28 protein-coding genes and 3 tRNA genes are annotated in these 25838 nt (G+C 69.8%); 28 read left to right on the top strand and 3 right to left on the bottom strand.

Annotated elements, in window-relative coordinates:
* The 11 genes from FV218_RS15515 to FV218_RS15465 all read left to right on the top strand — a co-directional run.
* Positions 1 to 616: DNA-binding protein (locus FV218_RS15515; protein ID WP_147710614.1), on the top strand; the 616-nt coding region annotated here is incomplete at its 5' end.
* 67 nt (positions 617 to 683) lie between these two features.
* Positions 684 to 983: a hypothetical protein gene (locus FV218_RS15510; protein ID WP_147710613.1), complete on the top strand. Its 300-nt coding sequence runs from the start codon at positions 684 to 686 to the stop codon at positions 981 to 983.
* 183 nt (positions 984 to 1166) lie between these two features.
* Positions 1167 to 1580, top strand: a complete 414-nt coding sequence (locus FV218_RS15505) for an EF-hand domain-containing protein (protein ID WP_147710611.1) — start codon at positions 1167 to 1169, stop codon at positions 1578 to 1580.
* Between the two features lie 209 nt (positions 1581 to 1789).
* The gene (locus FV218_RS15500) at positions 1790 to 2707 is read left to right on the top strand and encodes a branched-chain amino acid ABC transporter permease (RefSeq protein WP_056095229.1); all 918 of its coding nucleotides are present in this window, start codon (positions 1790 to 1792) and stop codon (positions 2705 to 2707) included.
* A 73-nt stretch (positions 2708 to 2780) separates the two neighbouring features.
* The gene (gene livM, locus FV218_RS15495; RefSeq protein WP_056095785.1) at positions 2781 to 4085 is read left to right on the top strand and encodes a high-affinity branched-chain amino acid ABC transporter permease LivM; all 1305 of its coding nucleotides are present in this window, start codon (positions 2781 to 2783) and stop codon (positions 4083 to 4085) included.
* 56 nt (positions 4086 to 4141) lie between these two features.
* Entirely contained in the window at positions 4142 to 5002 is an 861-nt protein-coding gene (locus tag FV218_RS15490; protein ID WP_056095783.1) for an ABC transporter ATP-binding protein, read from the top strand.
* Positions 4999 to 5796 (top strand): ABC transporter ATP-binding protein, encoded by a 798-nt coding sequence (locus FV218_RS15485; protein WP_056095226.1) that lies wholly within the window; start codon positions 4999 to 5001, stop codon positions 5794 to 5796. Before FV218_RS15490 ends, FV218_RS15485 begins: the two co-directional genes overlap by 4 nt.
* Entirely contained in the window at positions 5796 to 6155 is a 360-nt protein-coding gene (locus tag FV218_RS15480; protein ID WP_147710609.1) for a DUF6867 family protein, read from the top strand. Before FV218_RS15485 ends, FV218_RS15480 begins: the two co-directional genes overlap by 1 nt.
* Positions 6156 to 6226: 71 nt before the next feature.
* Positions 6227 to 7351: a branched-chain amino acid ABC transporter substrate-binding protein gene (locus FV218_RS15475; RefSeq protein ID WP_147710607.1), complete on the top strand. Its 1125-nt coding sequence runs from the start codon at positions 6227 to 6229 to the stop codon at positions 7349 to 7351.
* 50 nt (positions 7352 to 7401) lie between these two features.
* Entirely contained in the window at positions 7402 to 7662 is a 261-nt protein-coding gene (locus tag FV218_RS15470; RefSeq protein ID WP_147710605.1) for a hypothetical protein, read from the top strand.
* Between the two features lie 182 nt (positions 7663 to 7844).
* A complete protein-coding gene (locus FV218_RS15465) occupies positions 7845 to 8048 on the top strand; it encodes a hypothetical protein (RefSeq protein ID WP_056095218.1) in 204 nt (67 codons plus the stop codon).
* Between the two features lie 258 nt (positions 8049 to 8306).
* Here FV218_RS15465 and FV218_RS15460 read toward each other — a convergent pair.
* Together FV218_RS15460 and FV218_RS15455 are read right to left on the bottom strand one after the other, a co-directional pair.
* A tRNA-Asn gene (locus FV218_RS15460) sits at positions 8307 to 8382 on the bottom strand.
* A gap of 164 nt (positions 8383 to 8546) precedes the next feature.
* Positions 8547 to 8622 (bottom strand) — tRNA-Asn (locus tag FV218_RS15455).
* A 274-nt stretch (positions 8623 to 8896) separates the two neighbouring features.
* Between FV218_RS15455 and FV218_RS15450 the strand changes: the two genes are divergently transcribed.
* The 15 genes from FV218_RS15450 (at position 8897) to FV218_RS15380 (ending at position 22784) form a co-directional block, all read left to right on the top strand.
* Positions 8897 to 8970: transfer RNA gene (locus tag FV218_RS15450), tRNA-Cys, on the top strand.
* Positions 8971 to 9190: 220 nt separating this feature from the next.
* Positions 9191 to 9850: a protein-L-isoaspartate O-methyltransferase gene (locus FV218_RS15445; protein WP_147710603.1), complete on the top strand. Its 660-nt coding sequence runs from the start codon at positions 9191 to 9193 to the stop codon at positions 9848 to 9850.
* A 155-nt stretch (positions 9851 to 10005) separates the two neighbouring features.
* On the top strand, positions 10006 to 11439 hold the full coding sequence (locus FV218_RS15440; RefSeq protein WP_348642036.1) for a TolC family outer membrane protein: 1434 nt from the start codon (positions 10006 to 10008) through the stop codon (positions 11437 to 11439).
* A 308-nt stretch (positions 11440 to 11747) separates the two neighbouring features.
* The gene (locus tag FV218_RS15435) at positions 11748 to 12383 is read left to right on the top strand and encodes a DUF2497 domain-containing protein (protein WP_187273075.1); all 636 of its coding nucleotides are present in this window, start codon (positions 11748 to 11750) and stop codon (positions 12381 to 12383) included.
* Between the two features lie 112 nt (positions 12384 to 12495).
* Positions 12496 to 15237 carry a valine--tRNA ligase gene (locus FV218_RS15430; RefSeq protein ID WP_147710599.1) on the top strand — a complete coding sequence of 914 codons (2742 nt, stop codon included), beginning with the start codon at positions 12496 to 12498 and terminating at the stop codon, positions 15235 to 15237.
* A 2-nt stretch (positions 15238 to 15239) separates the two neighbouring features.
* Entirely contained in the window at positions 15240 to 15950 is a 711-nt protein-coding gene (locus FV218_RS15425; protein ID WP_056095775.1) for a DUF2459 domain-containing protein, read from the top strand.
* Positions 15951 to 16040: 90 nt separating this feature from the next.
* Entirely contained in the window at positions 16041 to 17591 is a 1551-nt protein-coding gene (locus FV218_RS15420; RefSeq protein ID WP_147710597.1) for a Do family serine endopeptidase, read from the top strand.
* Positions 17592 to 17799: 208 nt separating this feature from the next.
* Positions 17800 to 19095, top strand: coding sequence for an aminotransferase class I/II-fold pyridoxal phosphate-dependent enzyme (locus FV218_RS15415; protein ID WP_147710595.1), 1296 nt, complete (start codon positions 17800 to 17802; stop codon positions 19093 to 19095).
* Between the two features lie 65 nt (positions 19096 to 19160).
* A complete protein-coding gene (locus tag FV218_RS15410; protein ID WP_056095201.1) occupies positions 19161 to 19610 on the top strand; it encodes a hypothetical protein in 450 nt (149 codons plus the stop codon).
* A 55-nt stretch (positions 19611 to 19665) separates the two neighbouring features.
* Entirely contained in the window at positions 19666 to 19938 is a 273-nt protein-coding gene (locus FV218_RS15405; protein WP_147710593.1) for a BrnT family toxin, read from the top strand.
* Positions 19925 to 20251 (top strand): BrnA antitoxin family protein, encoded by a 327-nt coding sequence (locus tag FV218_RS15400; protein WP_147710591.1) that lies wholly within the window; start codon positions 19925 to 19927, stop codon positions 20249 to 20251. Before FV218_RS15405 ends, FV218_RS15400 begins: the two co-directional genes overlap by 14 nt.
* A gap of 25 nt (positions 20252 to 20276) precedes the next feature.
* Positions 20277 to 20780 carry a hypothetical protein gene (locus tag FV218_RS15395; RefSeq protein WP_147710616.1) on the top strand — a complete coding sequence of 168 codons (504 nt, stop codon included), beginning with the start codon at positions 20277 to 20279 and terminating at the stop codon, positions 20778 to 20780.
* A gap of 9 nt (positions 20781 to 20789) precedes the next feature.
* On the top strand, positions 20790 to 21662 hold the full coding sequence (kdsA, locus tag FV218_RS15390) for a 3-deoxy-8-phosphooctulonate synthase (protein ID WP_147710589.1): 873 nt from the start codon (positions 20790 to 20792) through the stop codon (positions 21660 to 21662).
* Between the two features lie 100 nt (positions 21663 to 21762).
* Positions 21763 to 22086 carry a hypothetical protein gene (locus FV218_RS15385; RefSeq protein WP_056095187.1) on the top strand — a complete coding sequence of 108 codons (324 nt, stop codon included), beginning with the start codon at positions 21763 to 21765 and terminating at the stop codon, positions 22084 to 22086.
* Positions 22087 to 22265: 179 nt separating this feature from the next.
* Complete coding sequence (locus tag FV218_RS15380) at positions 22266 to 22784, top strand: hypothetical protein (protein ID WP_147710587.1); 519 nt, start codon at positions 22266 to 22268, stop codon at positions 22782 to 22784.
* Positions 22785 to 22815: 31 nt separating this feature from the next.
* On the opposite strand, the gene queF is transcribed toward FV218_RS15380, so the two are convergent.
* On the bottom strand, positions 22816 to 23280 hold the full coding sequence (gene queF / locus FV218_RS15375) for a preQ(1) synthase (RefSeq protein ID WP_147710585.1): 465 nt from the start codon (positions 23278 to 23280) through the stop codon (positions 22816 to 22818).
* A 283-nt stretch (positions 23281 to 23563) separates the two neighbouring features.
* Between queF and eno the strand changes: the two genes are divergently transcribed.
* Both eno and FV218_RS15365 read left to right on the top strand, forming a co-directional pair.
* On the top strand, positions 23564 to 24853 hold the full coding sequence (gene eno, locus FV218_RS15370) for a phosphopyruvate hydratase (protein ID WP_147710583.1): 1290 nt from the start codon (positions 23564 to 23566) through the stop codon (positions 24851 to 24853).
* A 56-nt stretch (positions 24854 to 24909) separates the two neighbouring features.
* Positions 24910 to 25338 (top strand): DUF393 domain-containing protein, encoded by a 429-nt coding sequence (locus tag FV218_RS15365; RefSeq protein WP_348642037.1) that lies wholly within the window; start codon positions 24910 to 24912, stop codon positions 25336 to 25338.
* Positions 25339 to 25838 lie beyond the last annotated feature (500 nt).

Below are 25838 nucleotides of genomic sequence, written 5' to 3'. Positions count from 1 at the left end.
GCCCAAGGCCGCCCCCAAGCGCTCCCGCCGGCGCGCCCTGGTGGCCGGCGCCATCGCCGCCCCCCTCGCCTTCGGCGCCGTCGGCCTGTCGCTCGCCCAGACCGGCACCGCGACGCCGACCCTCGTGGAGCCCATCGCCATCGCGGCCCTGAAGCCGTCGGCCGCCATCGCCGCCAAGGGCGAGGTCGCCGAGATCTACGGCAACAAGTTCGTGGTGCAGGATGGCACCGGCAAGGCCCTGGTCGAGACGGGCAAGCGGGGGGAGGGCGGCACCCTGGTGAAGACCGGCGAGGCCGTCACCGTCCAGGGCCGGTTCGAGAACGGCTTCCTCCACGCCGCGCTCATCACCCGGGCCGACGGCACCAGGGTCCTGGTCGGTCCCGCCGGCGGCCCGCCCCCCGGCACCCTCGACTGGGCCAAGGACAAGGTCGGCCTCGGCGCCAAGCCCGACGTGCCCGCCCTGACCGCCCAGGTTGAGGCCGCCGGCTATTCCGACATCCGCGTCACGGGCCGGGGGCCGCGCCATCTCGACATCGCGGCGCGGGGCGCCGATGGCCGCGAGCGCCAGCTCCATGTCGGCTTCGACGGACACATGCGGGAGAAGCGCGTGTTCTAGAAACCGGACGTGGCGATTCGCAGTCTTCCGCCGGGGCCCGCGGGCACCCTCACCGAGAGGTTTTTCCATGACCAAGACCATCGCCCTGCTGAGCGCGGCCGCGCTCCTGTCCGCCTCCGCCGCCATGGCCCAGTCCGCCCCGCCGCCGGGTGGTCCCCATGCCGGCCCGCGCGGCCCGCGGGGCGGCCCCGACGCACCGCCGCCACCGAAGGCCGCCCATTTCCGCCTGGAGCGGGGCGACACCGCCCTCGACGTGAAATGTGCCGCCGACGAGCCGATGAAGGCCTGCGCCGACATCGCCCTGCAGCTGCTCGATAAGCTCGCGGCCCTGCCGGCGCCCGCCGCGGCGCCGAAATCCCGCGACTGATCGGCCGGTGCGGGACGGGCGGTACAGGGTTGTGCCACCCGTCCCGAGGGTTGCCGGACCGGCAGGATTCTACCGGTTCACCCCATGGCGGGGGTTGAAATATTGCACTGCGGCATGAGATACGATTTCGACCGTTCGCCGATGATGAAATGGCAATGGCGATTGCCTGAGAGAGGTTTCCCCATGACCAAACTGTCCCGCCTGTCCGCCGTCCTCGGTGCCGTGGCCCTCGCGCTTCCCCTGACGATGCCGGCCTCGGCGAAGGAGCCGAGCGCGAAGAAGGTCCTGTCGATGGTCGACACCGACAACGACGGCACCATCGACCTCAAGGAAGCCCAGGCCGTGGCCGCCGCCCGCTTCGACAAGCTGGAATCGGACAAGGACGGCACCCTCGACGCCAAGGAGCTCAAGGGCCGGGTCAGCAAGGCCGCCCTCAAGGCCGCCGACCCGGACAGCGACGGCACCCTCGACAGGACCGAGTACCTCGCCCTCGTGGAAGCCCGCTTCAAGGCGGCCGATCCGGACAACGACGGCACCCTCGACGCCAAGGAGCTGAAGACCCCGGCCGGCAAGGCCCTGGTGTCCCTGCTCAAGTAAGGGTTCGCGCATCGCGCAGACGACGGCCCGGCACTCCATGTGCCGGGCCGTTCGTGTTTCAGGGGCAGGCGACCGTCCATCGCAACCGGTCGGCGAGGATTGACCGTGGCCCCCGGTTCGGAACATGCCAAGCTGGCACGCCATTCGCGAGACCGGCCCGATCCCATCGATCGGTCCCGCGAAGACGCCCGGTCCCGGAAAAGGCGCCCATGGAATTCTTCGCCCAGCAGTTCATCAACGGGCTGACGCTTGGATCGATCTACGGCCTGATCGCCCTCGGCTACACGATGGTGTTCGGCATCATCGGCATGGTGAACTTCGCCCATGGCGACGTGTTCATGCTGTCGTCCTTCATCGCGCTGATCTTCTTCCTCATCCTCACGACCTGGCTCGGGCTGACCTCCGTCGCCCTCGTCTTCCTCATCGTGCTGATCGTCGCCATGGTGCTCACCGCCCTGTGGGGCTGGGCCATCGAGCGGGTGGCCTACCGGCCCCTGCGGGGCTCGTTCCGCCTGGCGCCGCTGATCTCGGCCATCGGCGTGTCGATCTTCCTATCGAACTTCGTCCAGGTGGTGCAGGGCGCCCGCAACAAGCCGGTGCCGCCCCTCGTGCGCGACGTGATCGTCCTCTACGAGAACGGGCAGTACACCGTGACCCTGTCCTACAAGCAGGCGATCATCATGACGACGACGGCGCTGCTCCTCGCCGGCTTCTGGTACCTCGTCCAGCGCACCTCCTTCGGCCGGGCCCAGCGCGCGTGCGAGCAGGACCGGCGCATGGCGGCCCTGCTCGGCATCAACGTCGACCGCACCATCTCGCTGACCTTCGTGCTCGGCGCCGCCCTCGCCGCCGTCGCCGGCACCCTCTACCTGCTGTATTACGGCGTGGTCTCGTTCTCGGACGGGTTCGTACCCGGCGTGAAGGCATTCACGGCCGCCGTGCTCGGCGGCATCGGCTCCCTGCCCGGCGCCGTACTGGGCGGCCTCATCATCGGCCTCATCGAGACGTTCTGGTCGGCCTACTTCTCCATCGAGTACAAGGACGTCGCCGCGTTCCTGATCCTGATCGTGGTGCTCATCTTCAAGCCGTCCGGCATCCTCGGGCGCCCCGAAGTGGAGAAGGTCTAGCGTGGCTCAAGGTACGACGATCGGCCCCGTGACCCCGACGGTGTCCGCGCGCGCCGCCTCTCCCCTTCCCGAAATGTTCAAGGACGCGGCGCTCTTCGCGCTCGTCACCTTGGGCCTGAGCATCCCCGTGGTGGCCTACCGCACGGATCTCGGCCAGGGCACCGGCCTCGGACTCACCGGCCGCTGGGGGCTGGTGGCGGGCCTGTGCGCCGCCGTGTTCGTCCTGCGGCTCGCCCAGCGCCTCGTGCTCGGCGAGGTCTCGCGCCGCCGCGACGCCCGCACCCTGGCGGCGGCGGACTCCACGGCCCCCGCCCGCGTCGCGCGCCCGGGCCGGATCATCGGTCCGCTCACCCTGGTGGTCGCCCTGACCCTGCCGCTGCTCGCCGCCCTAGGGTCGGGCGGCCTGTCGGAGGGACGCTACTGGATCGATCTCGGCATCCTCATCCTCACCTACGTGATGCTCGGCTGGGGCCTCAACATCGTGGTCGGCCTCGCCGGCCTCCTCGACCTCGGCTACGTCGCCTTCTACGCCGTGGGCGCCTATTCCTACGCCCTGCTGTCCACGGTGTTCGGCCTGTCGTTCTGGCTCTGCCTGCCGCTCGCCGGCCTGTTCGCGGCGGGTTTCGGCGTACTGCTCGGGTTTCCGGTGCTGCGCCTGCGCGGCGACTACCTCGCCATCGTGACCCTCGCCTTCGGGGAGATCATCAGGCTCGTCCTCATCAACTGGGTCGACTTTTCCGGCGGGTCCGCCGGCCTGTCGTCGATCCCGCGGGCGAGCTTCTTCGGAATTCCGTTTACGGCCGGGGAGGGCGGCTTCGCCAGCGTCTTCGGCCTCGCCTTCAACCCGATGCACCGGGTGGTCTTCCTCTACTACCTCATCCTCGTCCTCGCCCTCGTCACCAACCTCGTGACGCTCCGCATGCGCCGCCTGCCCCTCGGCCGCGCCTGGGAGGCGCTCCGCGAGGACGAGATCGCCTGCCGGTCCCTCGGCATCGACACCACCATCACCAAGCTCTCAGCCTTCGCCCTGGGGGCCATGTTCGCCGGGTTCGCCGGCTCGTTCTTCGCCGTGCGCCAGGGCTTCGTCTCGCCCGAAAGCTTCAACTTCCTGGAGAGCGCCATCATCCTCGCCATCGTCGTGCTGGGCGGCATGGGCAGCCAGCTCGGCGTCGCGGTGGCCGCCATCGCCATGGTCGGGGCGCCGGAATTGCTGCGCAACCTCGGCTTCCTCAAGGCCGTGTTCGGCGAAGGGTTCGATCCCAACGAGTACCGCCTGCTCCTGTTCGGCCTCGCCATGGTGGCCATGATGGTCTGGCGCCCGCGCGGGCTCATCTCCGAGCGCACGCCGTCCGTGCGCCTGGGAGCGCGCGCCCGATGAGCGACGCCACCGGTCTCACCCGCCTCGCCACCCTGAAGGACGAGCCCCCGGCCGCAATGCCCGGCGGTCCCGCCGACCCGATCCTCGTCGTCGATCACCTCACCATGCGGTTCGGCGGGCTCACCGCCGTCGGCGACGTCTCGTTCAAGGTCGGGCGCGGCGACATCACCGCCCTCATCGGCCCGAACGGCGCCGGCAAGACCACGGTCTTCAACTGCATCACGGGCTTCTACAAACCCACCGAAGGGATGATTCGCCTGCGTCAGCGGGAGGGCGAGACCTACCTGCTGGAGCGCCTGCCCGGCCACGACGTCAACCGGTTGGCGCGGGTCGCCCGCACCTTCCAGAACATCCGCCTGTTCCCGCAGATGACCGTGCTGGAAAACCTGCTGGTCGCCATGCACAAGCCCCTGATGCGGGCCTCGGGCTTCAGCCTCGCGGGCATCCTCGGCCTGCCGGGCTACCGCCGCGCGCAGGACGAGGCCATCGCCAAGGCCGCCGCCTGGATCGAACGCATCGGCCTCACCCACCGGGCCGACGAGCCGGCCGGCGACCTGCCCTACGGCGACCAGCGCCGCCTGGAGATCGCCCGGGCCATGTGCACGGACCCGGTCCTGCTCTGCCTCGACGAGCCGGCCGCCGGCCTCAACCCGCGCGAATCGGCCGATCTCAACACGTTGCTGCGCCTCATCCGCGACGAGTTCGGCACCTCGGTGCTCCTCATCGAGCACGACATGTCCGTGGTGATGCAGATCTCCGACCGGATCGTGGTGCTGGATTACGGCATCAAGATCGCCGACGGCACGCCCGACCAGATCCGCAACGACACCCGCGTCATCGCCGCCTATCTCGGCGTCGACGACGAGGAGGTCGCCGCCGTCGAGGCCGAAGTCGGCCTGGCAGGAACCCACGCATGAGCGTCGCCGGCATCAACGTCCTCGTGGACGAGACCCGCGAGCGGATGGCGCAAGGTGCTTCCGCCGGGGCGAAGGGGCCGCTGCTGAGCGTGCGCGGGGTCTCGGCCTATTACGGCAGCATCCGGGCCCTGAAGGGCGTCGACATCGACGTCAACGAGGGCGAGATCGTCGCCCTCATCGGCGCCAACGGCGCCGGCAAGTCGACCCTGATGATGACGATCTTCGGCCAGCCCCAGGCGCGCGAAGGCACCATCACCTTCGCGGGCCAGGACATCACGAAGCTGCCGACCCACGAGATCGCCCGCCTCAACCTCGCCCAATCCCCGGAGGGCCGGCGCATCTTTTCGCGGATGACGGTCCGCGAAAACCTGCAGATGGGGGCCGCCGTCAACGGGGGGAAACACTTCGCCGAGGATCTCGAGCGGATGTGCACCCTGTTCCCGCGGTTGAAGGAGCGCATCGACCAGCGCGGCGGCACCATGTCGGGCGGCGAGCAGCAGATGCTCGCCATCGCCCGCGCCCTCATGAGCCGGCCGCGCCTGCTCATGCTCGACGAGCCGTCGCTGGGCCTCGCCCCCCTGGTGGTCAAGCAGATCTTCTCCACCGTGCGCGAACTCAACCGCACCGAGGGGCTCACCGTATTCATCGTCGAGCAGAACGCCTACCATGCCCTCAAGCTGGCGCATCGCGGCTACGTCATGGTCACGGGCGCCGTCACCATGAGTGGCACCGGCCAGGCGCTCCTCGACGATCCGCAGGTGAAGGCCGCCTACCTCGAAGGAGGACAGCACTGATGCCGGAGACCTTCGCGCCGACCGGCGCCACCCTCGGCATCTTCCTCCTCGTCACCGTGGCGATGGGGGGCTCGGCCGCCTGGATGACCGGCAGCGGCATGGCGCGGGGCTGGCGCCCGTTCTGGCACTGCGCGCTGGCCCTCCTGCTCATCGCGGCCGTGACGCGCTTCCTGCATTATGCCCTGTTCGAGGGGACGCTCCTGTCGGCGGCGGCCTACGCCGTCGATGTCGTGTTCGTGCTCGCCGTCGGGGCCTTCGCCTATCGCTTCACCCGCGCCGGCCAGATGACCCGGCAATACGCCTGGCTCTACGAGCGCACCGGTCCCTTGAGCTGGCGGGACCGGCCGGCCGCACCTTGAGTTCACGTGTCCTGCGATCCTGCCGTCACGGGATTTCCGGGCGGCACGACGCTTCGAGAGGGAAAACCAGCATGAAGTCAGTGTTGTCAGTCGGCGTCGCCCTCGGCCTGATGGTCGCGGCGAGCACCGCGCACGCGGAGATCAAGATCGGCGTGGTCGTCCCCGTCACCGGGCCGAACGCCGCCTTCGGCGCGCAGATCAAGACCGGCGCGCAACAGGCCATCGCCGACATCAACAAGGCCGGCGGCGTCAACGGCGAGAAGCTCGTGATGACGGTGGGCGACGACGCCTCCGACCCGAAGCAGGGCGTCTCGGTGGCCAACAAGTTCGCCTCCGAGGGCGTCAAGGCCGTGGTCGGCGCCTTCAATTCCGGCGTCTCGATCCCGGTCTCCGACGTGCTCGCGGAATCCGGCGTCATCGAGATCAGCCCCGCCTCCACGGCGATCAAGTACACCGAGCGCGGCAACTGGAACACGTTCCGCACCTGCGGCCGCGACGACCAGCAGGGCGCGGTGGCCGGCGCCTACCTCGCCGACAAGTTCAAGGGCAAGAAGATCGCCTTCGTCCACGACAAGACGCCCTACGGCCGCGGCCTCGCCGACGAGACCCTGAAGGCGCTCAAAGCCAAGGGCGGCACCAACGTGATCTTCGAGGGCATCAACCCCGGCGAGAAGGACTTCTCCTCCCTCGTGTCGAAGCTCAAGCAGGCGGGAATCGACGTGATCTATTTCGGCGGCCTCTACACCGAGGCCGGCCTGCTGATCCGGCAGATGCGCGACCAGGGGCTCAATGCCCCCCTCATGGGCGGCGACGGCATCGCCGACCGCGAATTCGCGCAGGTGGCCGGCCCCGGTTCCGACGGCACCCTGATGACGTTCTCGCCGGACGCCCGCAAGAATCCGAAGTCCAAGGCCACTGTGGACGCCTTCAAGGCGATCAACTTCGACCCCGAGGGCTACACCCTCTACTCCTACGCCGCCGTCCAGATCCTGAAGCAGGCCATGGAGACCGCCAAGTCCTCCGACGGCCAGAAGGTCGCCGCCGTCCTGCACCAGGGCAAGCCGTTCGACACGGTGATCGGCGACATCGCCTACGACAAGAAGGGCGACATCACCCGGCCGGACTACGTCATGTACGTCTGGAAGAAGGGCGCCGACGGCGCCATCAACTACGCCGGCAACGAAGTCGCGCAGTAAGGTCGCGCGGACGCCGGCCTCCGGGCCGGCGCCGCCATCGAGGAGAGCACATGGGAACGCCGAGGGACCTCAAGGTCCAGATGGCGGCCGAGACCCGGGCGCGCGAGCGGGCGCAGGCCCTCGCCAAGCTGCAGACGGTCCGCGCCGACAAGATCGAGGCCGCCCTGACCGAAGCCCGGGCCGAGCGGGATGTCTGGCAGGCCCGGGCCCTCGCCGCGGAAGCCGATCTCGCCACCCTGCGGCGTTCGGCGACCGCTTCCGCCGATGCCGACGGTCGACCCGGGAGGGGCTCCACCGGCGCCCTTCCCTAGGGAATCAACCGCCGGCATGCCCCCGCGTGGCCCGGATTGCGGCGTCCGCACGCCCATCCCCCCACTCACCGGGTCCCGAAACGGCCGTTTCGCCCCGGGAAAATGCCCGGAATGTCGGTTTATCGATTTCTTGAGCGCTCCCGAGTCTGGCGAGCGGCGTCCGCCCGTGGCATAGTGGTGCCATGAGCGAGACAACCATCAACACCCATCCCTACACCCTCGAGATCGTGCCGCCGAAGGCCGAGGGGGCTCCCTACCAGTGGGCCATTCGCAAGAACGGCAAGCTGGTGCAGCGGTCCGACCGCAGCCTGCCCACGGAGGCCAAGGCCTACGGCAACGGCATGGAGCAGATCGAGAAGCTGCTCTCCGGAGCCGGCGACCGGTAAGCCCGGCCTGCCACGATCACCGTCAATCCCTCAGCGACGCCGCGGACCCCAGGGTCCGCGGCGTTTTTCATGGTGCGGATGTCACGGCGCTAAAATCTTGGCGCGAAAATCCTGACGCGACCACGACGCGCGCCGGTGGAGAGGATCGGGATCGGGGAAAGCCTCGCGCGGGGTCGCGGGCGGACAACCGGGCACGGGATCGGGAGATCCGGCTCGGGCGGCACCCGATGGCACTCGGCGCCGGCACGGACGAAGGATTGGCTCCCCGAGCAGGACTCGAACCTGCGACAAAGCGATTAACAGTCGCTTGCTCTACCAACTGAGCTATCGGGGATCACCGCCGGGTCTCTACACACGCCCGACGGGGCGTGCAAGGGAGCGGCATGACCGCCCGGGCCGCGCGAGACCTGCGCTGAACCCGGGTCGAAACGAAGGTCCCAAGGACCGTGACCCTGCACTTGGCGCCCGCAAGCACCGGACAGGATCGAAAGAAGAAATTGGCTCCCCGAGCAGGACTCGAACCTGCGACAAAGCGATTAACAGTCGCTTGCTCTACCAACTGAGCTATCGGGGACCGCGATCGGGTCTCTACACAGGGCCGATGCCGGACGCAAGACCCAGGGACCGGCGTTTGACAAATCCGTCGCATTTCCCCGAACGGCCCCTGCAGCGGCGGGTCCGCGCCGGAACGGGGCGCGTTCACCACGCCGGGCCCCGCGCGCAACTTACCCCGTGTTGGCCGGCGAAACACCGTTGCCGATCGGCCCAACCCTCTGCTAGAGACCCCTCACCCCGGACGGACCGCCCGGCCGGGGTCGCCGCCCCGCTCGATCGGGGCAGAGCGGGAAGGCCTCGTGGCGGAGTGGTTACGCAGAGGACTGCAAATCCTTGCACCCCGGTTCGATTCCGGGCGAGGCCTCCAAATTCCTTCCCGTTTCAGTCCATTGGCGACGCTGTCCCCGCTATTCTCGCGATGAGGATCGGCGCGCGTCGGGCGGCCCCGGAAACCTTGCGTTTTCGGCCCCCATCCCCGACAACCCGCGGGCATCAAGCGCCGCCGCAGGCACTGTCGCCGGGCAAGCACCGTCCCGGGACGGGCGGCGCCGGGCGCCGGGCCGCCGTCGAAGGAAGAGACCGCATCCATGCTCGATTACGCGCAGGCGCGACGCCTCATGGTCGACTGTCAGTTGCGGACCTTCGACGTGAACAGCGTCACCGTCCTCGAAGCGTTCGAGGATGTGCCCCGCGAGCGGTTCGTGCCGCCCGGCCGTGAGGATTTCGCCTATATCGACCAGACCCTGAGCCTCGATGGCGGGGGCGGCGACGTTCGGCCCATGCCGGCCCCGATGATGCTCGCCCGGATGATCCAGGCCCTCGACCTCGAAGCCGGCGCCAAGGTCCTCGATGTCGGCACGGGCTACGGCTACGCCGCCGCCATCCTGCGCCACCTCGGCGCCGACGTGGTCGCCGTCGAATCCTCCGCCACCCTGGCGGCCGGTGCCCGCGAACGCCTGGGCGACCGCACCGGCATCGCGGTGGTCGAGGCCCCCCTGGAGGCCGGCGCCCCGGAGGCCGGCCCCTACGACGCGATCCTCGTCAACGGCCGCGTCGAGGTCCGGCCGCAGGCCCTCCTCGAGCAGCTCAAGGAGGGCGGCCGCCTCGTCTGCGTCTTCGGCCCGCCCCGCGCCGCCAAGGCGACCCTGTTCGTCCGGACCGGCGATGCGTTCGGCGCACGCCCGCTCTTCGATGCGTCGCTTCCCGGCCTCGGCGCCTTCGCGACGGCGAACGCCTTCGCCTTCTGATCCGCCGAGGACCGACCGGCCGGTGTCGCTTTTTTGCGGCACTGCCGTCCATTCAACACCCGGCCAGTCCCCAACCCGGTGCCCGCTCCGCCAAGTTCGGATAGACTTGCCAGTGGGCGGGCAACCCGGATGGCGCGAATGCGCGAAGCCGCAAGATGACGGCTGACCGGTTCATCGTGAAACCGCAAGGGCTGATGAACGTGAGAGAACGGAAACCTGCGACGCACCACGGACTTCGGTGCGTTGCTATCGTCGCCCTGGCGCTGGCGGCAGCGCATCCGGCCATGGCCGAGACGCTGGAGAGCGCCCTGTCGCGCGCCTATGCGGCGAACCCGACTCTGAATTCCAACCGCGCCGCCCTGCGCGGCGTCGACGAGAACGTGGCCCAGGCCAAGTCCGGCTACCGGCCGACGGTGAGCGGATCGGCCGATATCGGCCTCGCCCGCAACGACGGACGGGTCCAGGGCTTCAACATCGACAACGTGACCCGGCCGGGAGGGGCGTCCCTCACGGTCAACCAGACCCTGTTCAACGGCTTTCAGACGGACAACCAGACCCGCCGGGCGGAATCGAACGTGCTCGGCACGCGCGAGACCCTGCGCTCCATCGAGATGAACACGCTGTTCAGCGCGGCGCAGGCCTACATGTTCGTGCTGAGCGACACGGCCAACCTCGAATTGCGTCGCAACAACGTCGAGGTGCTGGAAGAGCAGCTGCGCCAGACCCGCGACCGCTTCAACGTCGGCGAGGTCACGCGCACCGATGTCGCTCAGGCCGAGGCCCGCCTCGCCGGCGCCCGCTCCGACGTCGCCCAGGCCGAAGCGTCCCTGCGGGCCAGCATCGGCACCTATCGCCGCTTCATCGGCGTCGAGCCGCGCCAGCTCGCCCCCGGCCGCCCCCTCGACCGCTACGTGCCGGCCAATCTCGAAAGCGCGATGAACATCGGCTTGAAGGAGCACCCCCAGATCCTGGCCGCAATGCATGCCGTGGACGTGGCCGAATCCAGCGTGAAGGTGTTCGAGGGCCAGCTCGCCCCGACGGCGGGCCTCTCCGGCACGGTCCAGCAACGCTTCGACGGGCAGTTTCCCGGCGACCGCAGCCTCAACGCCCAGATCGTCGGCCGCATCTCGGTGCCGCTCTACGAGGGCGGCCTGACCTACTCCCAGATCCGCCAGGCCAAGGAGCTCGTGGGCCAGCGCCGGATCGAGGTCGAGGACGTGCGCGACCAGATCCGCGCCGGCATCGTCCGGGCGTGGGGCGACCTCGAAGCCTCCAAGGCCCAGGTCATCGCCTCGCAGGCGCAGGTGCAGGCCAACGAAGTCGCCCTCAACGGCGTGCGCGAGGAAGCCCGCGTCGGCCAGCGCACGACCCTCGACGTCCTGAACGCACAGCAGGAATTGCTGACCGCGCGCGTCAACCTGATCGTGGCCCAGCGCAACCGCGTCGTCTTCTCCTATGCGATGGTCCAGACCGTCGGCCGACTCACCGTGCGCTTCACCGCGCTGCCGGTGGCGACCTACAGCCCCAAGGAGCACTTCGATCAGGTCAAGGACCTGTGGTTCGGCGTCCGGACCCCGGACGGTCGCTAGGGCGTCGTTCCGGCGTCGGCCCAGGCCGGCCGCACGCGACGCGCGGTCTCCGCCGGGTCTCGCTGCGACCGCCCCGGGGCGACGTGGGTCTCGCGGGGGCCACCCGCTCGGTCCGACCGGGGACGATCCTTCCGTCCGGGCCGCGCGGGCGCCCGCCGGAGGGTCGCCCTCCGGCCACACGGGCCGGGGGAATCGCGATCGCGGCGCTTATCCCGCACCCCGTTCCGCCGGACGCTTGTGTCGGCACGGGAGCGTGAAATACTGGCCCGCATCGTCAACCGTTCCTTCCTGAACCGAGCGTCGTCCGGATGAGTGCAGCCAGCCCCGTGGTACCGGACAAGGCCCAGGAACCCTCCATGGAGGAGATCCTCGCCTCCATCCGACGGATCATCGCCGACGATCAGAATGCCAAGGCCGAGGTGATGGAGTCCGTCCGGGCCGCACCGCCCCCGCCCGAGAACGACGACGACATCCTCGATCTCGCCGAGGTGGCGCAGCCCGTGCGCAAGGCGCCCGCGCCCGCCGCCTTCGCGGAGCCCGATATCGGCTTCACCAACGAGACCCTCGATTTCGACGCCATCTCGTTCGACGACGAACCAGAGCCCGAGCCCGAACCGGTGCGGATGGCCGCGCCCGAGCCGGCACGCCAGGCGCCGCCGGCCCATGAAGTGCCGCCGGCCCATGAAGTGCCGCCGGCCTACGAGGCGCCCCGGCCGGAGACCGAGGCGGCCGAGCGCCTGACCTCGTCGGTGACCGATGCCAGCGTCGGCCAGGCGTTCACCATGCTGGCCAACACGGTGCTGTCCAACAGCCCCCGCACCCTGGAAGACCTCGTGCAGGACATGCTCCGGCCGATGCTGAAGGGCTGGCTCGACGAGAACCTGCCGCCCCTGGTCGAGCGCCTCGTGCGCGCCGAGATCGAGCGCGTGGCGCGGGGGCGCTGAGGCGTCGCGGGCCGGGAATCGCCGCCCTCGTGTTGACGCGGCGGGCCTGACGGGTTGAAAGCGGGCCAACCCGCGAAGACCCCGCAGCGCTCGAACTGGCCCGACCCCGCCCATGATGGACAAGACCTTCGACCCCGCCGCCGTCGAGGCGCGCATCGCTGCCGCCTGGGAGGCGGGCGACGCGTTCAAGGCCGGCCGGCCCGACCGGGCCGACGCCCGGCCCTTCACCATCGTGATCCCGCCGCCGAACGTCACCGGCAGCCTTCACATGGGCCATGCCCTCAACAACACCCTGCAGGACATCCTGGCCCGGTTCGAGCGCATGCGCGGCCGCGACGTCCTGTGGCAGCCCGGCACCGACCACGCCGGCATCGCCACCCAGATGGTGGTGGAGCGCCGGATGATGGAGGCGAAGGAGCCGGGCCGGCGCGAGATCGGCCGGGCGGCCTTCGTCGAGAAGGTCTGGGCCTGGAAGGCGGAATCGGGCGGGGCCATCGTCAACCAGCTGAAGCGCCTCGGCGCCTCCTGCGATTGGTCGCGCGAGCGCTTCACCATGGGGCTGAACGGCGCCCCCGACGACCAGATGGTCCGGGCCGTGACGAAGACCTTCGTCGATCTCCACGCCCAGGGGCTGATCTACCGCGACAAGCGCCTCGTGAACTGGGACCCGAAGTTCCAGACGGCGATCTCCGACCTCGAAGTGCTGCAGGTCGAGGTCAAGGGCCACCTCTGGCACTTCGACTATCCCATCGTCGACGCGGACGGCGCCGAGACCGGTGACGTCATCACCGTGGCGACCACGCGGCCCGAGACCATGCTGGGTGACACGGCGGTGGCGGTCCACCCGGACGACGAGCGCTACACCCACTTCGTCGGCCGGCACGTGCGGCTGCCCCTGGTCGGACGCCTCATCCCCATCGTCGCCGACACCTATTCCGATCCCGAGAAGGGCACGGGTGCGGTCAAGATCACCCCGGCCCACGACTTCAACGATTTCGAGGTGGGCCGCCGCGCCGGCTGCACGCCCATCAACATTCTGGACCCCGAAGCCCGGATCAGCCTCGCGGGCAACGTCGCCTTCCTCGCCGGGGCGAACCCGGAGCCGGAGGCCCTCGCCCTGCACGGCCTCGACCGGTTCGCGGCGCGGAAGCAGGTCGTCGCCCTGATGGAGGCGCGCGAGCGCCTGCGCCTCGTCGAGCCCAACACCCACGCGGTGCCGCACGGCGACCGCTCCAACGTGGTCATCGAGCCGTATCTCACCGACCAATGGTACGTGAACGTCAAGCCGCTGGCGGAGCGCGCCCTCCAGGCCGTGCGCGACGGGCAGACGAAGTTCGTGCCCGACAATTACGAGAAGACGTTCTTCCAGTGGCTCGAGAACATCGAGCCGTGGTGCATCTCGCGCCAGCTCTGGTGGGGCCACCAGATCCCGGTCTGGTACGACGACGCGGGCGGATGCTTCGTCGCGCCGAGCGAAGCCGAGGCCCAGGCTCAGGCCGACGCCAAGCACGGCCGGGCGGTCACCCTGACCCGCGACGAGGACGTCCTCGACACGTGGTTCTCCTCCGCCCTGTGGCCGTTCTCGACCCTGGGCTGGCCCGACGCCACGCCCGAGCTCGTCCGCCACTACCCGACCGACACCCTCGTCACCGGCAAGGACATCATCTTCTTCTGGGTCGCCCGGATGATGATGCTCGGGCTTCACGTCACCGACCGGGTGCCGTTCTCCACCGTCTACCTCCACACCCTGGTCCGCGATGCCGCCGGCGCCAAGATGTCGAAGTCGAAGGGCAACGTCGTCGATCCCCTCGGGCTCATCGAGCAGTACGGCGCCGATGCCCTGCGCTTCACCCTCGCCGCCATGGCCGCGCAGGGGCGCGACATCAAGCTCGCGGTGAACCGCGTCGAGGGCTACCGCAACTTCGCGACCAAGCTCTGGAACGCCTCGCGCTTCGCCGAGATCAACGGCTGCACCCTGCGGGCCGAGTACCGCCCCGAGGCCGCCACCGATCCCCTGAACCGCTGGGCTCTGGGCGAGGCGGCGCGGGCCGTGGCCGAGGTCACGGCGGCGTTGGACGCCTACCGCTTCAACGACGCCGCCGCCGCCGCCTACCGCTTCGTCTGGAACATTTTTTGCGATTGGTACGTGGAGCTGGCGAAGCCCGTGTTGCAGGGTGAAAACGTCGATGCGGGCGTGCGGGAGGAGACGCAAGGAACCGTCGCCTTCCTCATCGACCAGATCGCGAAGCTCCTGCACCCGTTCATGCCGTTCCTCACGGAGGAGCTCTGGGCCATCAAGGGCGAGGGTCTTTCGGATCGGGGCCTCCTCGCCCTGGCGCCTTGGCCGGATCTCGCGGCCCTGAACGACCCGGACTCCGAGGCCGAAATCGGCTGGCTCGTGGACCTCGTCTCCGAGATCCGTTCGGCCCGCTCCGAGACCGGCGTGCCGGCGGCGACGCAGATCCCCCTGGTGGTCATCGGCGCCGACGACGCCCTGCGGGCGCGCGCCACGCGCTGGAGCGACACCCTCCTGCGCCTCGCCCGCCTGTCCGAGATCCGCTTCGAGGCGACGGCCCCGCGCAACGCCGTGCAGCTCCTCGTGCGCGGCTCCGTGGCGGCCCTGCCGCTCGAGGGCATCGTCGATCTCGGGGCCGAGGTCACCCGCCTGCAAAAGGAGGCCGTGAAGGCGGAGGGCGAGATCACGAAGATCGACGCCAAGCTCGCCAACGCCGACTTCATGGCCCGCGCCCCCGACGAGATCGTCGACGAGCAGCACGAGCGCCGCGCCGCCCAGGCCGCCCGCCTGGAGAAGATCACCGAGGCCCTGGCGCGGCTCTCCGACCAGACCCCGTGATCATGCGCCGGCTGGCTTTCGGAGTTGCCGGCCTGCTCGCGATCTTCTGGCTCGCCGTGGTCCTCACGGCGAGCCCCGGCGACCCGGCCCTCTATCCCGCCACGGGCGACGACGCCCGGACCATCCACCTCGTCAGCCACGGCTGGCATTCCGGCCTCGTGATCCCACGCGAAGCCCTGACGGGGGAGGGCGCGGGCGCGGCGCTCCGGACGATCGCCCTGCGGTTCCGGGCCTATCCCGACCTCGAATTCGGCTGGGGCGAGGCCCGGTTCTACCGGGCGACGCCGACGCTGGCCGAGTTCGATCTCCGCCTCGCCCTGGAGGCCCTGTTCACCCCCGGCGGCCGCACCGGCGTCGTCCAGGTGGTCGGCCTGGAACGGACCGTGCGTCAGAGCTTTCCCCACGCCGACATCGTGCCCGTGCGGGTCTCGGGCACCGGACTGGCGCGGCTCCTCGCCCGCCTCGACGGGAGCTTTCGCCTGGACGACGGGCAACCCGTCGCGGGCGGTCCCGGCCTCTACGGACCGAGCCTGTTCTACGAAGGCGCGGGGCGCTTCTCCTACGCCAACGTCTGCAATCACTGGGTGGCCCGGCTCCTCAACGCGGCGGGCGTGCCGGTGACCCTCCTGCTCGACACCCACCCGCAGGGGTTCCTCCTCGACCTGCGCTGGCGCGCCGGCCTGACCGAGGCGCCGAACCTGTCCAAACCGTAACCTCTCCGCCACGGGCGGGTCACCCGTCGAGCCCTACACCCTGGATCACGGCCTGCCGTTTGGCGGCGCCACCCGATCCGGAGACCGTCGATGCCCGTCCAGTCCAACCGCCTGCGCCGCAATGCCCTCGCCTCCGTCGCCGTGGCCGCCCTCGTGGCGACGGGCGCCGGCATCGGCTTCACCCAGCCCTCGACCCCGGCCTATGCCCAGGCCCTGTCGAAGAACCCCATCGAGACCCCCGACCATCCGCCGGGGTCCTTCGCCACCGTCGTCGACAAGGTGAAGCCCGGCGTCGTCGCCGTGAAGGTGAAGCTCGACGACAGCGCGACGGCGGACGACGACGACGGCCCGGGTAACCAGGGCCAGCAGAACGTGCCGCCGCAGCTGCGCGAGTTCTTCAAGCGCTTCGGCCAGAGCGGCCCCGGTGGACAGGGCGGGCAGGGCGGCCCAGGCTTCGGCGGCCAGGGTCCCAAGCGCCAGGGCCAGCGCGGCGCCATGGGCTCGGGCTTCATCATCTCGGCCGACGGCTACGTGGTCACCAACAACCACGTGGTCGACAAGGCCAAGACCGTGCAGGTGACCCTCGACGACAACCGCACCCTCGACGCCAAGGTCATCGGCAAGGACCCGAAGACCGATCTGGCGCTGCTCAAGATCACCGAGGGCGGCACCTTCCCGTACGTCTCCCTCAGCAAGTCGGCGCCCCGCGTCGGTGACTGGGTGGTGGCCATCGGCAACCCGTTCGGGCTCGGCGGCACCGTCACCGCCGGCATCGTCTCCGCCCGCGGCCGCGACATCGGCGCCGGCCCCTACGACGACTTCCTGCAGATCGACGCGCCCATCAACAAGGGCAATTCCGGCGGCCCGACCTTCAACGTCGGCGGCGAGGTGGTGGGCGTGAACACCGCCATCGCGTCCCCGTCCGGCGGCAGCGTCGGCCTGGCCTTCGCAATTCCCGCCGAGACGGTGCAGGCGGTGGTCGACCAGCTCCGGGCCGACGGCAAGGTGGCGCGCGGCTACCTCGGCGTCCAGGTCCAGCCGGTGACGAAGGACATCGCCGACGGCCTCGGCCTCGACAAGGCCAAGGGCGCGCTGGTCGATCACGCCGAGGCCGGAACGCCCGCCGCCAAGGCGGGTCTCAAGTCCGGCGACGTCATCGAGTCGGTCAACGGCACCCCGGTCAACGACGCCAAGGAACTGTCCCGCCGCATCGCCGGCCTCAAGCCCGGCGCCAAGGTCGAGCTCGCCTACCTCCGGGCCGGCAAGTCCGACACCGCCACGGTGGAACTCGGAGCGCTCCCCAACGACCCGAAATCGGCGACGGGCGGCGGCCGGGGCGGTTCGTCCACGGACGGCCAGCCGCGCCTCGGCCTCAGCCTCGCCCCGGCCTCCGAGGTCGGCGCCGGCGACGAGGGCGTCGCCGTGATGGAAGTCGATCCCGACGGCCCGGCCGCCGCCAAGGGGATCGAGCAGGGCGACATCATCCTCGATGTCGCCGGGGCCAGCGTCTCCCGACCCTCCGAGGTCGCCGAGCGCATCCGCTCCGCCGAATCGAGCGGCCGCAAGGCGGTGCTCATGCGGGTGAAGAGTTCCAAGGGCACCACCCGCTTCGTCGCCGTCGCCCTGAACAAGGCCGGCTGATCCGATCCGGGCGGTCCGACCGGCCGCCCGTCCACCGTTCTCCCCTCCCTCTGCGACTTCAAGCCGGCCCCGCGTGGCCGGCTTCCTTTTGTCCGGAGCGCAGGGCAGGGCGGCGGGGCGCGCGTCTCCGCCAGGGTGACGCGCGCCCCGCGAGGGGCCATGGTGCATCCCGTTTGATTGCAGCACCCCAACCATCCGGAACCGCACCATGACCACCATCGCCGATCGGAATCCTGCCGATCTCGCGGATCTTCACGCCCGCGCCCGCGACGCCTACGAGGCGTTCAAGGCCCAGGGGCTCAAGCTCGACATGACCCGGGGCAAGCCCTCACCCGAGCAGCTCGACCTCGCCGCCGGCATGCTCGGGCTCGCCGGCAACGGCGACTACGTCACGCAGGCGGGCGAGGATGCGCGCAATTACGGCGGCCAGCAGGGCATCGCCGAGGTCCGCGCCCTGTTCACCCACCTCCTCGACGCGCCGACCGACCAGATCGTGGTCGGCGACAATTCGAGCCTCGCCATGATGCACGACAGCATCGCCTGGGCCCTGCTCACGGGCGTGCCCGGTTCGGTCAAGCCCTGGTCGAAGGAGAGCGACGTCGCCTTCCTGTGTCCGGTGCCGGGCTACGACCGCCACTTCGCCCTGTGCGAAGCCTACGGCATCCGCATGATTCCTGTGCCGATGACGGGGCAGGGCCCCGATATGGACGTGGTCGAGGCCGCCGTCGCCGACCCGGCCGTGCGCGGCATGTGGTGCGTGCCGAAATACTCGAACCCCTCGGGCGAGACCTATTCCGACGAGACCGTCCGGCGCCTCGCCGCCATGAAGGCCGCCGCCCCCGATTTCCGCCTGTTCTGGGACAACGCCTACGCGGTGCACCACCTCACCCCCGAGCGGATCAAGGTCGCCGACATCCTGAGCCTCTGCGCCGAGGCGGGGAACCCGGACCGGGCCTTCGTCTTCGCCTCGACCTCGAAGATTACGCTGGCCGGCGCCGGCCTCGCCTTCTTCGCGAGCTCGCCCGACAACGTGCGCTGGTACCTCGCCCGCGCGTCGAAGCGCACCATCGGGCCGGACAAGCTCAACCAGCTGCGCCACGTGCGCTTCCTGCGCGATGCCGCCGGCCTCGACGCCCACATGGACGCGCACCGCGCCCTGCTGGCGCCGAAATTCGCCGTCGTGGAGGAAGCCCTGTCGCGCCACCTCGCCGGCACGGGGGCGGCCCGGTGGACTAAGCCGGAGGGCGGCTACTTCATCACCGTCGAGGCCCGCGACGGCACCGCCTCCGAGGTGGTGCGCCTCGCCAAGGACGCCGGCCTCGCCCTGACCCCGGCCGGGGCGACCTCGCCCTACGGACGCGACCCGCGCGACAGCGTCCTGCGCCTCGCCCCCTCCTATCCGAGCCTGAAGGACTGCACCGCCGCCGCCGAGGGCATCGCCGTATGCATCCTTCTTGCATCCGTCGAGGCGGAGCGCCGGGCGCGCGAACGCGACCCCGCGTAACCGGCCCGACGCAAACCGGAAACCGACGCACCCGATGGTGCGTCGGCGATCGAGAGGCGGCGGCGATGGACAGGATCACGCGACGAAGCCTCGGCCTCGGCCTCATCCTGTCGGCGGTTCTTCCCGGCTCCGTCCGGGCCCGACCGTCCTGGGCCTCCGGCACCTATGTCTACGCCGACCTGTGCCTGACGGCGGACCACGCGCCCGCCGGCCAGCGCGTCACCCTCCGCCGCTCGCCCCGGGGCGATACCCTCGTGTACGAGACCGCCGCCCTGTCCGGGCCTGTCCAAGCGGAAACCCTCCACCTCGACGCCGCCACCAGGGAACTCGCCTTCGCGGCGGACGCGGATGGCCACACGATCCGCTTCACGGGGACGCTCGCCGTCGATGCCCTCACGGGCGTGCTGGAGGACGAGACCGGTTCGCACCCGGTGCGCCTGTCCCGCATCCTGCGCCCGCACGCGAACGCAGCCTGCCGGGAAGAACGGACGGGGTCGCTCGACTCGGCACGGTGAAAGGTCGCCCCCGCGTCCATTGACGATCCGACAGATCTAATCGTACATACGATTCATGATCGTGTGGGATGAACCGAAGCGTCTCGCGCATCTCGTCAAGCACGATCTGGACTTCGCTGAATTCGAGGCTGGCTTCGATTTCGCGACGGCTGTGGCCGTTCCCGCCAAATCGAGCCAGACCGGACGCCCACGGAGCAAGCTGATCGGATCGCTCCACGGACGCCTCGTCGTGGCTGCAATCGTATCCCCACTCGGCACGGAGGCGTTGGCGCTCGTCGGTTTTCGACCAGCGAGTTCATTGAAAAGGATGTTGTATGGCCGCCATTGAGAACGCGCCCGGTCACGGTCCGAATCCGAGCTATTCCCAGGCCGACTGGGACGCTGTCAGCGACAACCCCGAATGGACGGCGGACGATTTCAGAAGCACCCGTCCCTTCGCCGAGGTGTTCCCGGCCCTGGCCGAGGGACTGCGCCGGTCCCGTGGCCCCCAGAGGGCACCCGTCAAGGTTCCGGTGACGATCCGGCTCGATGCCGCCATCGTGGACGCTTTCAAGGCGACGGGCGATGGCTGGCAGACCCGGATGAACGATGTGCTGCGGGAAGCCGCCGCCAAGCTCGGTCCCGTGGAGACAAAGGGGTGAGCGGCCGCGTAAACCAACCCTCATGATGTACGCCCTTCGCATTGCGGCCGTGACCGGCCTCTTCCTTGCCCTCGCGGGTCCAGCCGGGGCCGCCGACGCCTGCGACGCCCTCACGGCCAAGCTCATCCGCGCCACGGGCGCGTCCCTTGCCGGTCGGGCCGGGTCGGGCGCCGTGTTCCGGGCGGCCGACGCCGAGCGGATGAGCCTCGCCTGCCGGGCGCCGCGCCGGATGGTGTTCGGGTCCCTGGCCCGCGAACCGGACCGACCGTTCTTCGCCCTGATCGGACGTGCCGCCGAGGCGCTCACGGGCGCGAAGGCCGAGGCCGTCGAGGTCCTGGCGCTCACGCTCCACCAGGATTCCCTGCTGACGGGCACCCCGCGCCAGGGCATCGCCGGCAGGGCGGCCCTGCGCTGCGAGACCGGGCCGCGCGAGGACAGCCTGTCCGGCAGCCTCACCGTCTGCCTCGTGACGCCGGCCGCGCCCCTGCGCCGCCGGGCCGGTCTTTTCGTGGAGCGCCCGGCGGGCTAGACCCCTCCCATGTCCGAGATCGCTTCCCCCACCGCCGGCCCCGTCGTCCAGGCCGGCCGCGTCGCCTTCGCCAACCACCTCCCCTTCGCGCTCATCGCCGGCCCGTGCCAGCTCGAAAGCCGCGATCATGCGATTGAGATCGCCGACGCCCTGAAAGCGATGACCGCCCGCCTCGGCATCGGCCTCGTGTTCAAGGCTTCGTTCGACAAGGCCAACCGCACCTCGGGCGGCACCGCGCGGGGCCTCGGCCTCGCCGGTGCCCTGCCGATCTTCGCCGAGATCAAGGCGCGGTTCGGCCTGCCCGTCCTCACGGACGTGCACGAGGCTGGGCACTGCGCCGTCGCGGCCGAGGTCGTCGACGTGCTGCAGATCCCGGCCTTCCTGTGCCGGCAGACCGACCTGCTGCTGGCCGCCGCCGCGACGGGCCGGGTGGTCAACGTCAAGAAGGGCCAGTTCCTCGCCCCCTGGGACATGGCCCACGTGGCCGCCAAGGTAACGGGTGCCGGCAACCCCAACGTGCTGGTCACCGAGCGCGGCGCCTCGTTCGGCTACAACACTCTGGTGTCCGACATGCGCAGCCTGCCGATCATGGCGCGGGTGACCCACGGCGCCCCGGTGGTGTTCGACGCCACCCATTCGGTGCAGCAGCCGGGCGGGCAGGGCGCCACCTCCGGCGGACAGCGCGAGTTCGTGGCGGTGCTCGCCCGCGCCGCCGTGGCCGTGGGCGTCGCCGGCCTGTTCATCGAGACCCATCCCGACCCCGATCACGCCCCCTCGGACGGTCCCAACATGGTGGCGTTGAAGGATATGCCCGCCCTCCTGGCACAATTGCAGGCCTTCGACCGCCTCGCCAAAGCGTCGAATACATCTGTGCTCGGCTGAGACGCAGGTTTCGCGCGCCGCCCCTGTTCAGGTGATTGGGGAACCCTTCGCTCTCGTCCTTGTTGACGTTTTCAAGAGACGCGAAATTTCAAGGATCCCCATGCGTAAGCTCGCAATGATCACGGCCATGACCCTCTCCCTCGGCGCCATGGCGGCGGCGACCGCCGCAGAGGCGCGTCCCGGACACGGCCATGGCTACGGTCGCGGCGGCTATGGCCATGGCGGCGGCTACGGCCATCGCGGTTATGCCTATCGCGGCGGTGGCCGTCGCGGCATCGGAACCGGCGCCGCCGTCGGCCTCGGGATCGCCGGCCTCGCGGCGGGCGCCATCGCCGCGGGCGCGGCCCGCGATTCGTACTATCGCGGCGGGTACGATCGCCCGGCCTACGGCTATGGCGCACCCGCCTATGGCTACGGCTACTGAGCCACCAGCCACGGTTTAGGAAGATGGGGCGGTTGGCGCGAGCCAGCCGCCTTTTGCATTGGGGGCAAGGGCAGGGATCGCGACACGCGAAGGGCCACACTTCACTTTCGAGACGATTGCAAAATGCCCGCCTAGATTGCATGGGATGACCGCGTGAACGTGCACGGAGGACATCCCGGATGCCGATCCTCATCGCCCTGGCAGGAGCGCTCGTGACCGGCCTGATCTACTGGGTCAGATACGGAGACGGCATGGAGCACATCGATCACGCCGTCCGGGACTGGCGTACCGCCCGGCGTCGACGGGCGAGCGAGCGTGATATCCGATCGGCGCCGGTGCGATCCCTGCGCAGTCCCGCCGATGCGGCCGGTGTGTTGATGACGCTGGTGGCCCGACAGCGCGGCGTCCCGACGCCCGAGCAAGAGAGCGAGATCCTGACTCAGATGCGCGACGTAACCGACCCCGGCGACGATCTCGCGACATGCATGGCGGTGATCCGCCACGCGGCCGATCAGGCGCCCGATCCCGATACGGCAATCCAATCCCTGGCGCCGCTCCTGCGCGACCGGCTCACCCAGGCCGAGCGGGATGACCTGTGCCGGATGCTCAGGGCGGTGGCCACGGTCCATCAGGGACCGACGGAGCCGCAGAACAGGTTCATCGAGCAGGTTCGGCGCGCAATCCACGAAGACCGGTAGGATCGCCGGGGGGCGCCGGGCCCGGTGCCGTTCAGCGCGCCCGGTAGGGCGGCACGCCCTGTTCGGGGAGCCACACGGATTTCAGCGGCTCGCCGGTCTGCCAGAACACGTCGATGGGGATGCCGCCGCGCGGGTACCAGTAGCCGCCGATGCGCAGGTAGCGCGGCGCCAGGAGTTCGGTGAGCGTCAGGCCGATGCCCACGGTGCAATCCTCATGGAAGGCGCCGTGGTTGCGGAACGCCGTGAGGTAGAGCTTGAGCGACTTCGACTCCACCAGCCACTGGTCCGGCACGTAGTCGATGACCAAGATCGCGAAATCCGGCTGGCCGGTGACGGGACAGAGCGAGGTGAATTCCGGCACCGTGAAGCGGGCGAGGTAATCCGTGCCCGGATGCGGGTTCGGCACTCGGTCGAGGCGGGCTTCCTCGGGGGAGCCGGGCAGGGGGGTGGCCTGTCCCAGCTGGAGCGTCTCGGGGTTCAGGGGCGCGTGCGTCATGCTCAGGCTATAGCGCGCGACGCGGCAAGGTGCATCCGCCGGTTCGTCGCTGCCGGGTGGAGTCACGCGGCCGCGGCAAGAATTTCTTGACAGTCGGGCCAACATTCTTGCGAGCCCTGCCGCCCTCCGGACGGGTGGGGCGCTTGCCCGACGCGTGACGTTGGCGGATAAGCCTCGACAGAATCGCGATTCCGACCCCGTGCCGCCATCGGCTCCAGGGGGAGGGGAACGGGCGCCGCATCGGACCCGCTCGACGATCGCAACGTCCGAAGAAGGCTCCTGCATGACCGCGATCACCAACATCGCCGCCCGCGAGATCCTCGACAGCCGGGGCAACCCGACCATCGAGGTCGACGTCCTCCTCGAGGATGGCTCCTTCGGCCGCGCCGCCGTGCCCTCGGGCGCCTCCACTGGCGCCCACGAGGCCGTGGAGCTGCGCGACGGCGATAAGGGCCGGTTCGGCGGCAAGGGCGTGCGCAAGGCGGTCAACGCCGTGCAGTCCGACATCCTCGACGCCATCGGCGGCATGGATGCCGAGGACCAGATCGCCATCGACGAAGCGATGATCGAGCTCGACGGCACCCCGAACAAGGCGCGGCTGGGCGCCAACGCCATCTTGGGCGTCTCCCTCGCCGTGGCCAAGGCGGCGGCCGAGACCGCAGGCCTGCCGCTCTACCGCTACATCGGCGGCACGCAGGGCCGGGTGCTGCCGGTGCCGATGATGAACATCATCAACGGCGGCGCGCATGCCGACAACCCCATCGATTTCCAAGAATTCATGATCATGCCGGTGGGGGCGTCGTCCCTCGCCGAGGCCGTGCGCATGGGCGCCGAGGTGTTCCACACCCTGAAGGGCGCGCTGAAGAAGGCCGGCCACAACACCAACGTCGGCGACGAGGGCGGCTTCGCCCCCAATCTCCCCTCGGCCGAGGCCGCCCTCGACTTCGTCATGCAGTCGATCCAGGCCGCCGGCTTCAAGCCCGGCACCGATATGGTGCTGGCCCTCGATTGCGCCGCCACCGAATTCTTCAAGGACGGTGCCTACCGTTACGAGGGCGAGGGCCAGACCCGGGACATCGAGGCCCAGGTCAGCTACCTCGCCAAGCTCGTGGACAGCTACCCGATCCTTTCCATCGAGGACGGCATGTCCGAGGACGACTGGGCCGGCTGGAAGCTGCTCACCGACCGCGTCGGCGACCGCTGCCAGCTCGTGGGCGACGACCTGTTCGTCACCAACGTCACCCGCCTGTCGCGCGGCATCAAGGAAGGCACGGCGAACTCGATCCTGGTGAAGGTCAACCAGATCGGCACGCTCACCGAGACCCTGGCCGCCGTCGATATGGCCCAGCGCGCCGGCTACACGGCGGTGATGTCCCACCGCTCCGGCGAGACCGAGGATTCGACCATCGCGGACCTCGCCGTCGCGACGAATTGCGGGCAGATCAAGACCGGGTCGCTCGCCCGCTCGGACCGGTTGGCGAAGTACAACCAGCTCATCCGCATCGAGGAGGGCCTCGGTTCGCAGGCGCGCTACGCCGGCCGCGAGGCCCTGAAGATCCGCTCGGGCCTCTGAGCCTCGCCCATCGAACACCGGACGGCCGCGACATCCGTCGCGGCCGTTTTTCGTTGGTGCCGCCCTATCTCACCGGGATGAACACGACGCCCGCCCCGCTCACCGTCTACTACGACGGCGCCTGCCCCCTCTGCGCCGCGGAGATCCGGACCTATCGCCGAAGCCGGGGTGCCGACGCCCTCGCCTGGGTGGATGTGAGCCGGGACGGCCCGGCCGATCTCGGCGGCCTCGATCGCGACGCCGCCCGCGCCCGCTTCCACGTCCGCGACGGCGACGGTCGCCTGACCTCCGGGGCAGCCGGCTTCTTCACCCTGTGGTCGCACCTGCCCGGATGGCACCGCCTCGCCTGGGTGCGTCACGTTCCGGGCGCTCCATGGCTCGCAGAGGGCGCCTACCGCCTGTTCCTGCCCCTGCGCCCCTGGATCGCCCGCCGCCTCGGTGGCCGGACGCCCTGCGACGGGTCGTGCGGACCGGGTGGCGCCTGAGCCGCCCGGCATCCGCGCCGCCACCGGGGAGGTGAGCGACGTCCCGGGGCGAAAAACGATAACCCGAAGGCTGAGTCCTGCGGGGGAGGGGATCGCTAAGCGCACCTCGAATGGAAAGCATCACCCCCGTGCGCCTTCGGCGGCCCGTGACGGCGAATGACGTATCCGTCGCGAGATTTTTGCATTTCTGTCGTGCGGGCTGTTGACGGCCCGGTTTGGTGCCCGTATACCCCGGTCATCGGCGGCGGCGAGCGGGACTTACGGGTCTCGGGGCGGCGGCCGGTACATCTCGGAGACGTTATCGGATGGATGATCCGGCTTTGGCTGGATGATCCATTGTTTTTGTCTCTCGGGTGTCGTTCTGTCGGCGGGATGGTTTGGCGGGTTCGCTGGATTGTCCGGGTTGACAGGATGGCGACGGGGTTCTAGACGCTCCGGACCGCTGGGACGACTCACCAATGGTGTGGTCGGTACCACGATTTTCCAAGTCTGGCAATCGG

Source organism: Methylobacterium sp. WL69, from assembly GCF_008039485.1.
Lineage (GTDB): Bacteria > Pseudomonadota > Alphaproteobacteria > Rhizobiales > Beijerinckiaceae > Methylobacterium.
The sequence above is the reverse complement of the archived record's forward strand: the minus strand, read 5'-3'. Positions and strand labels throughout refer to the sequence as shown.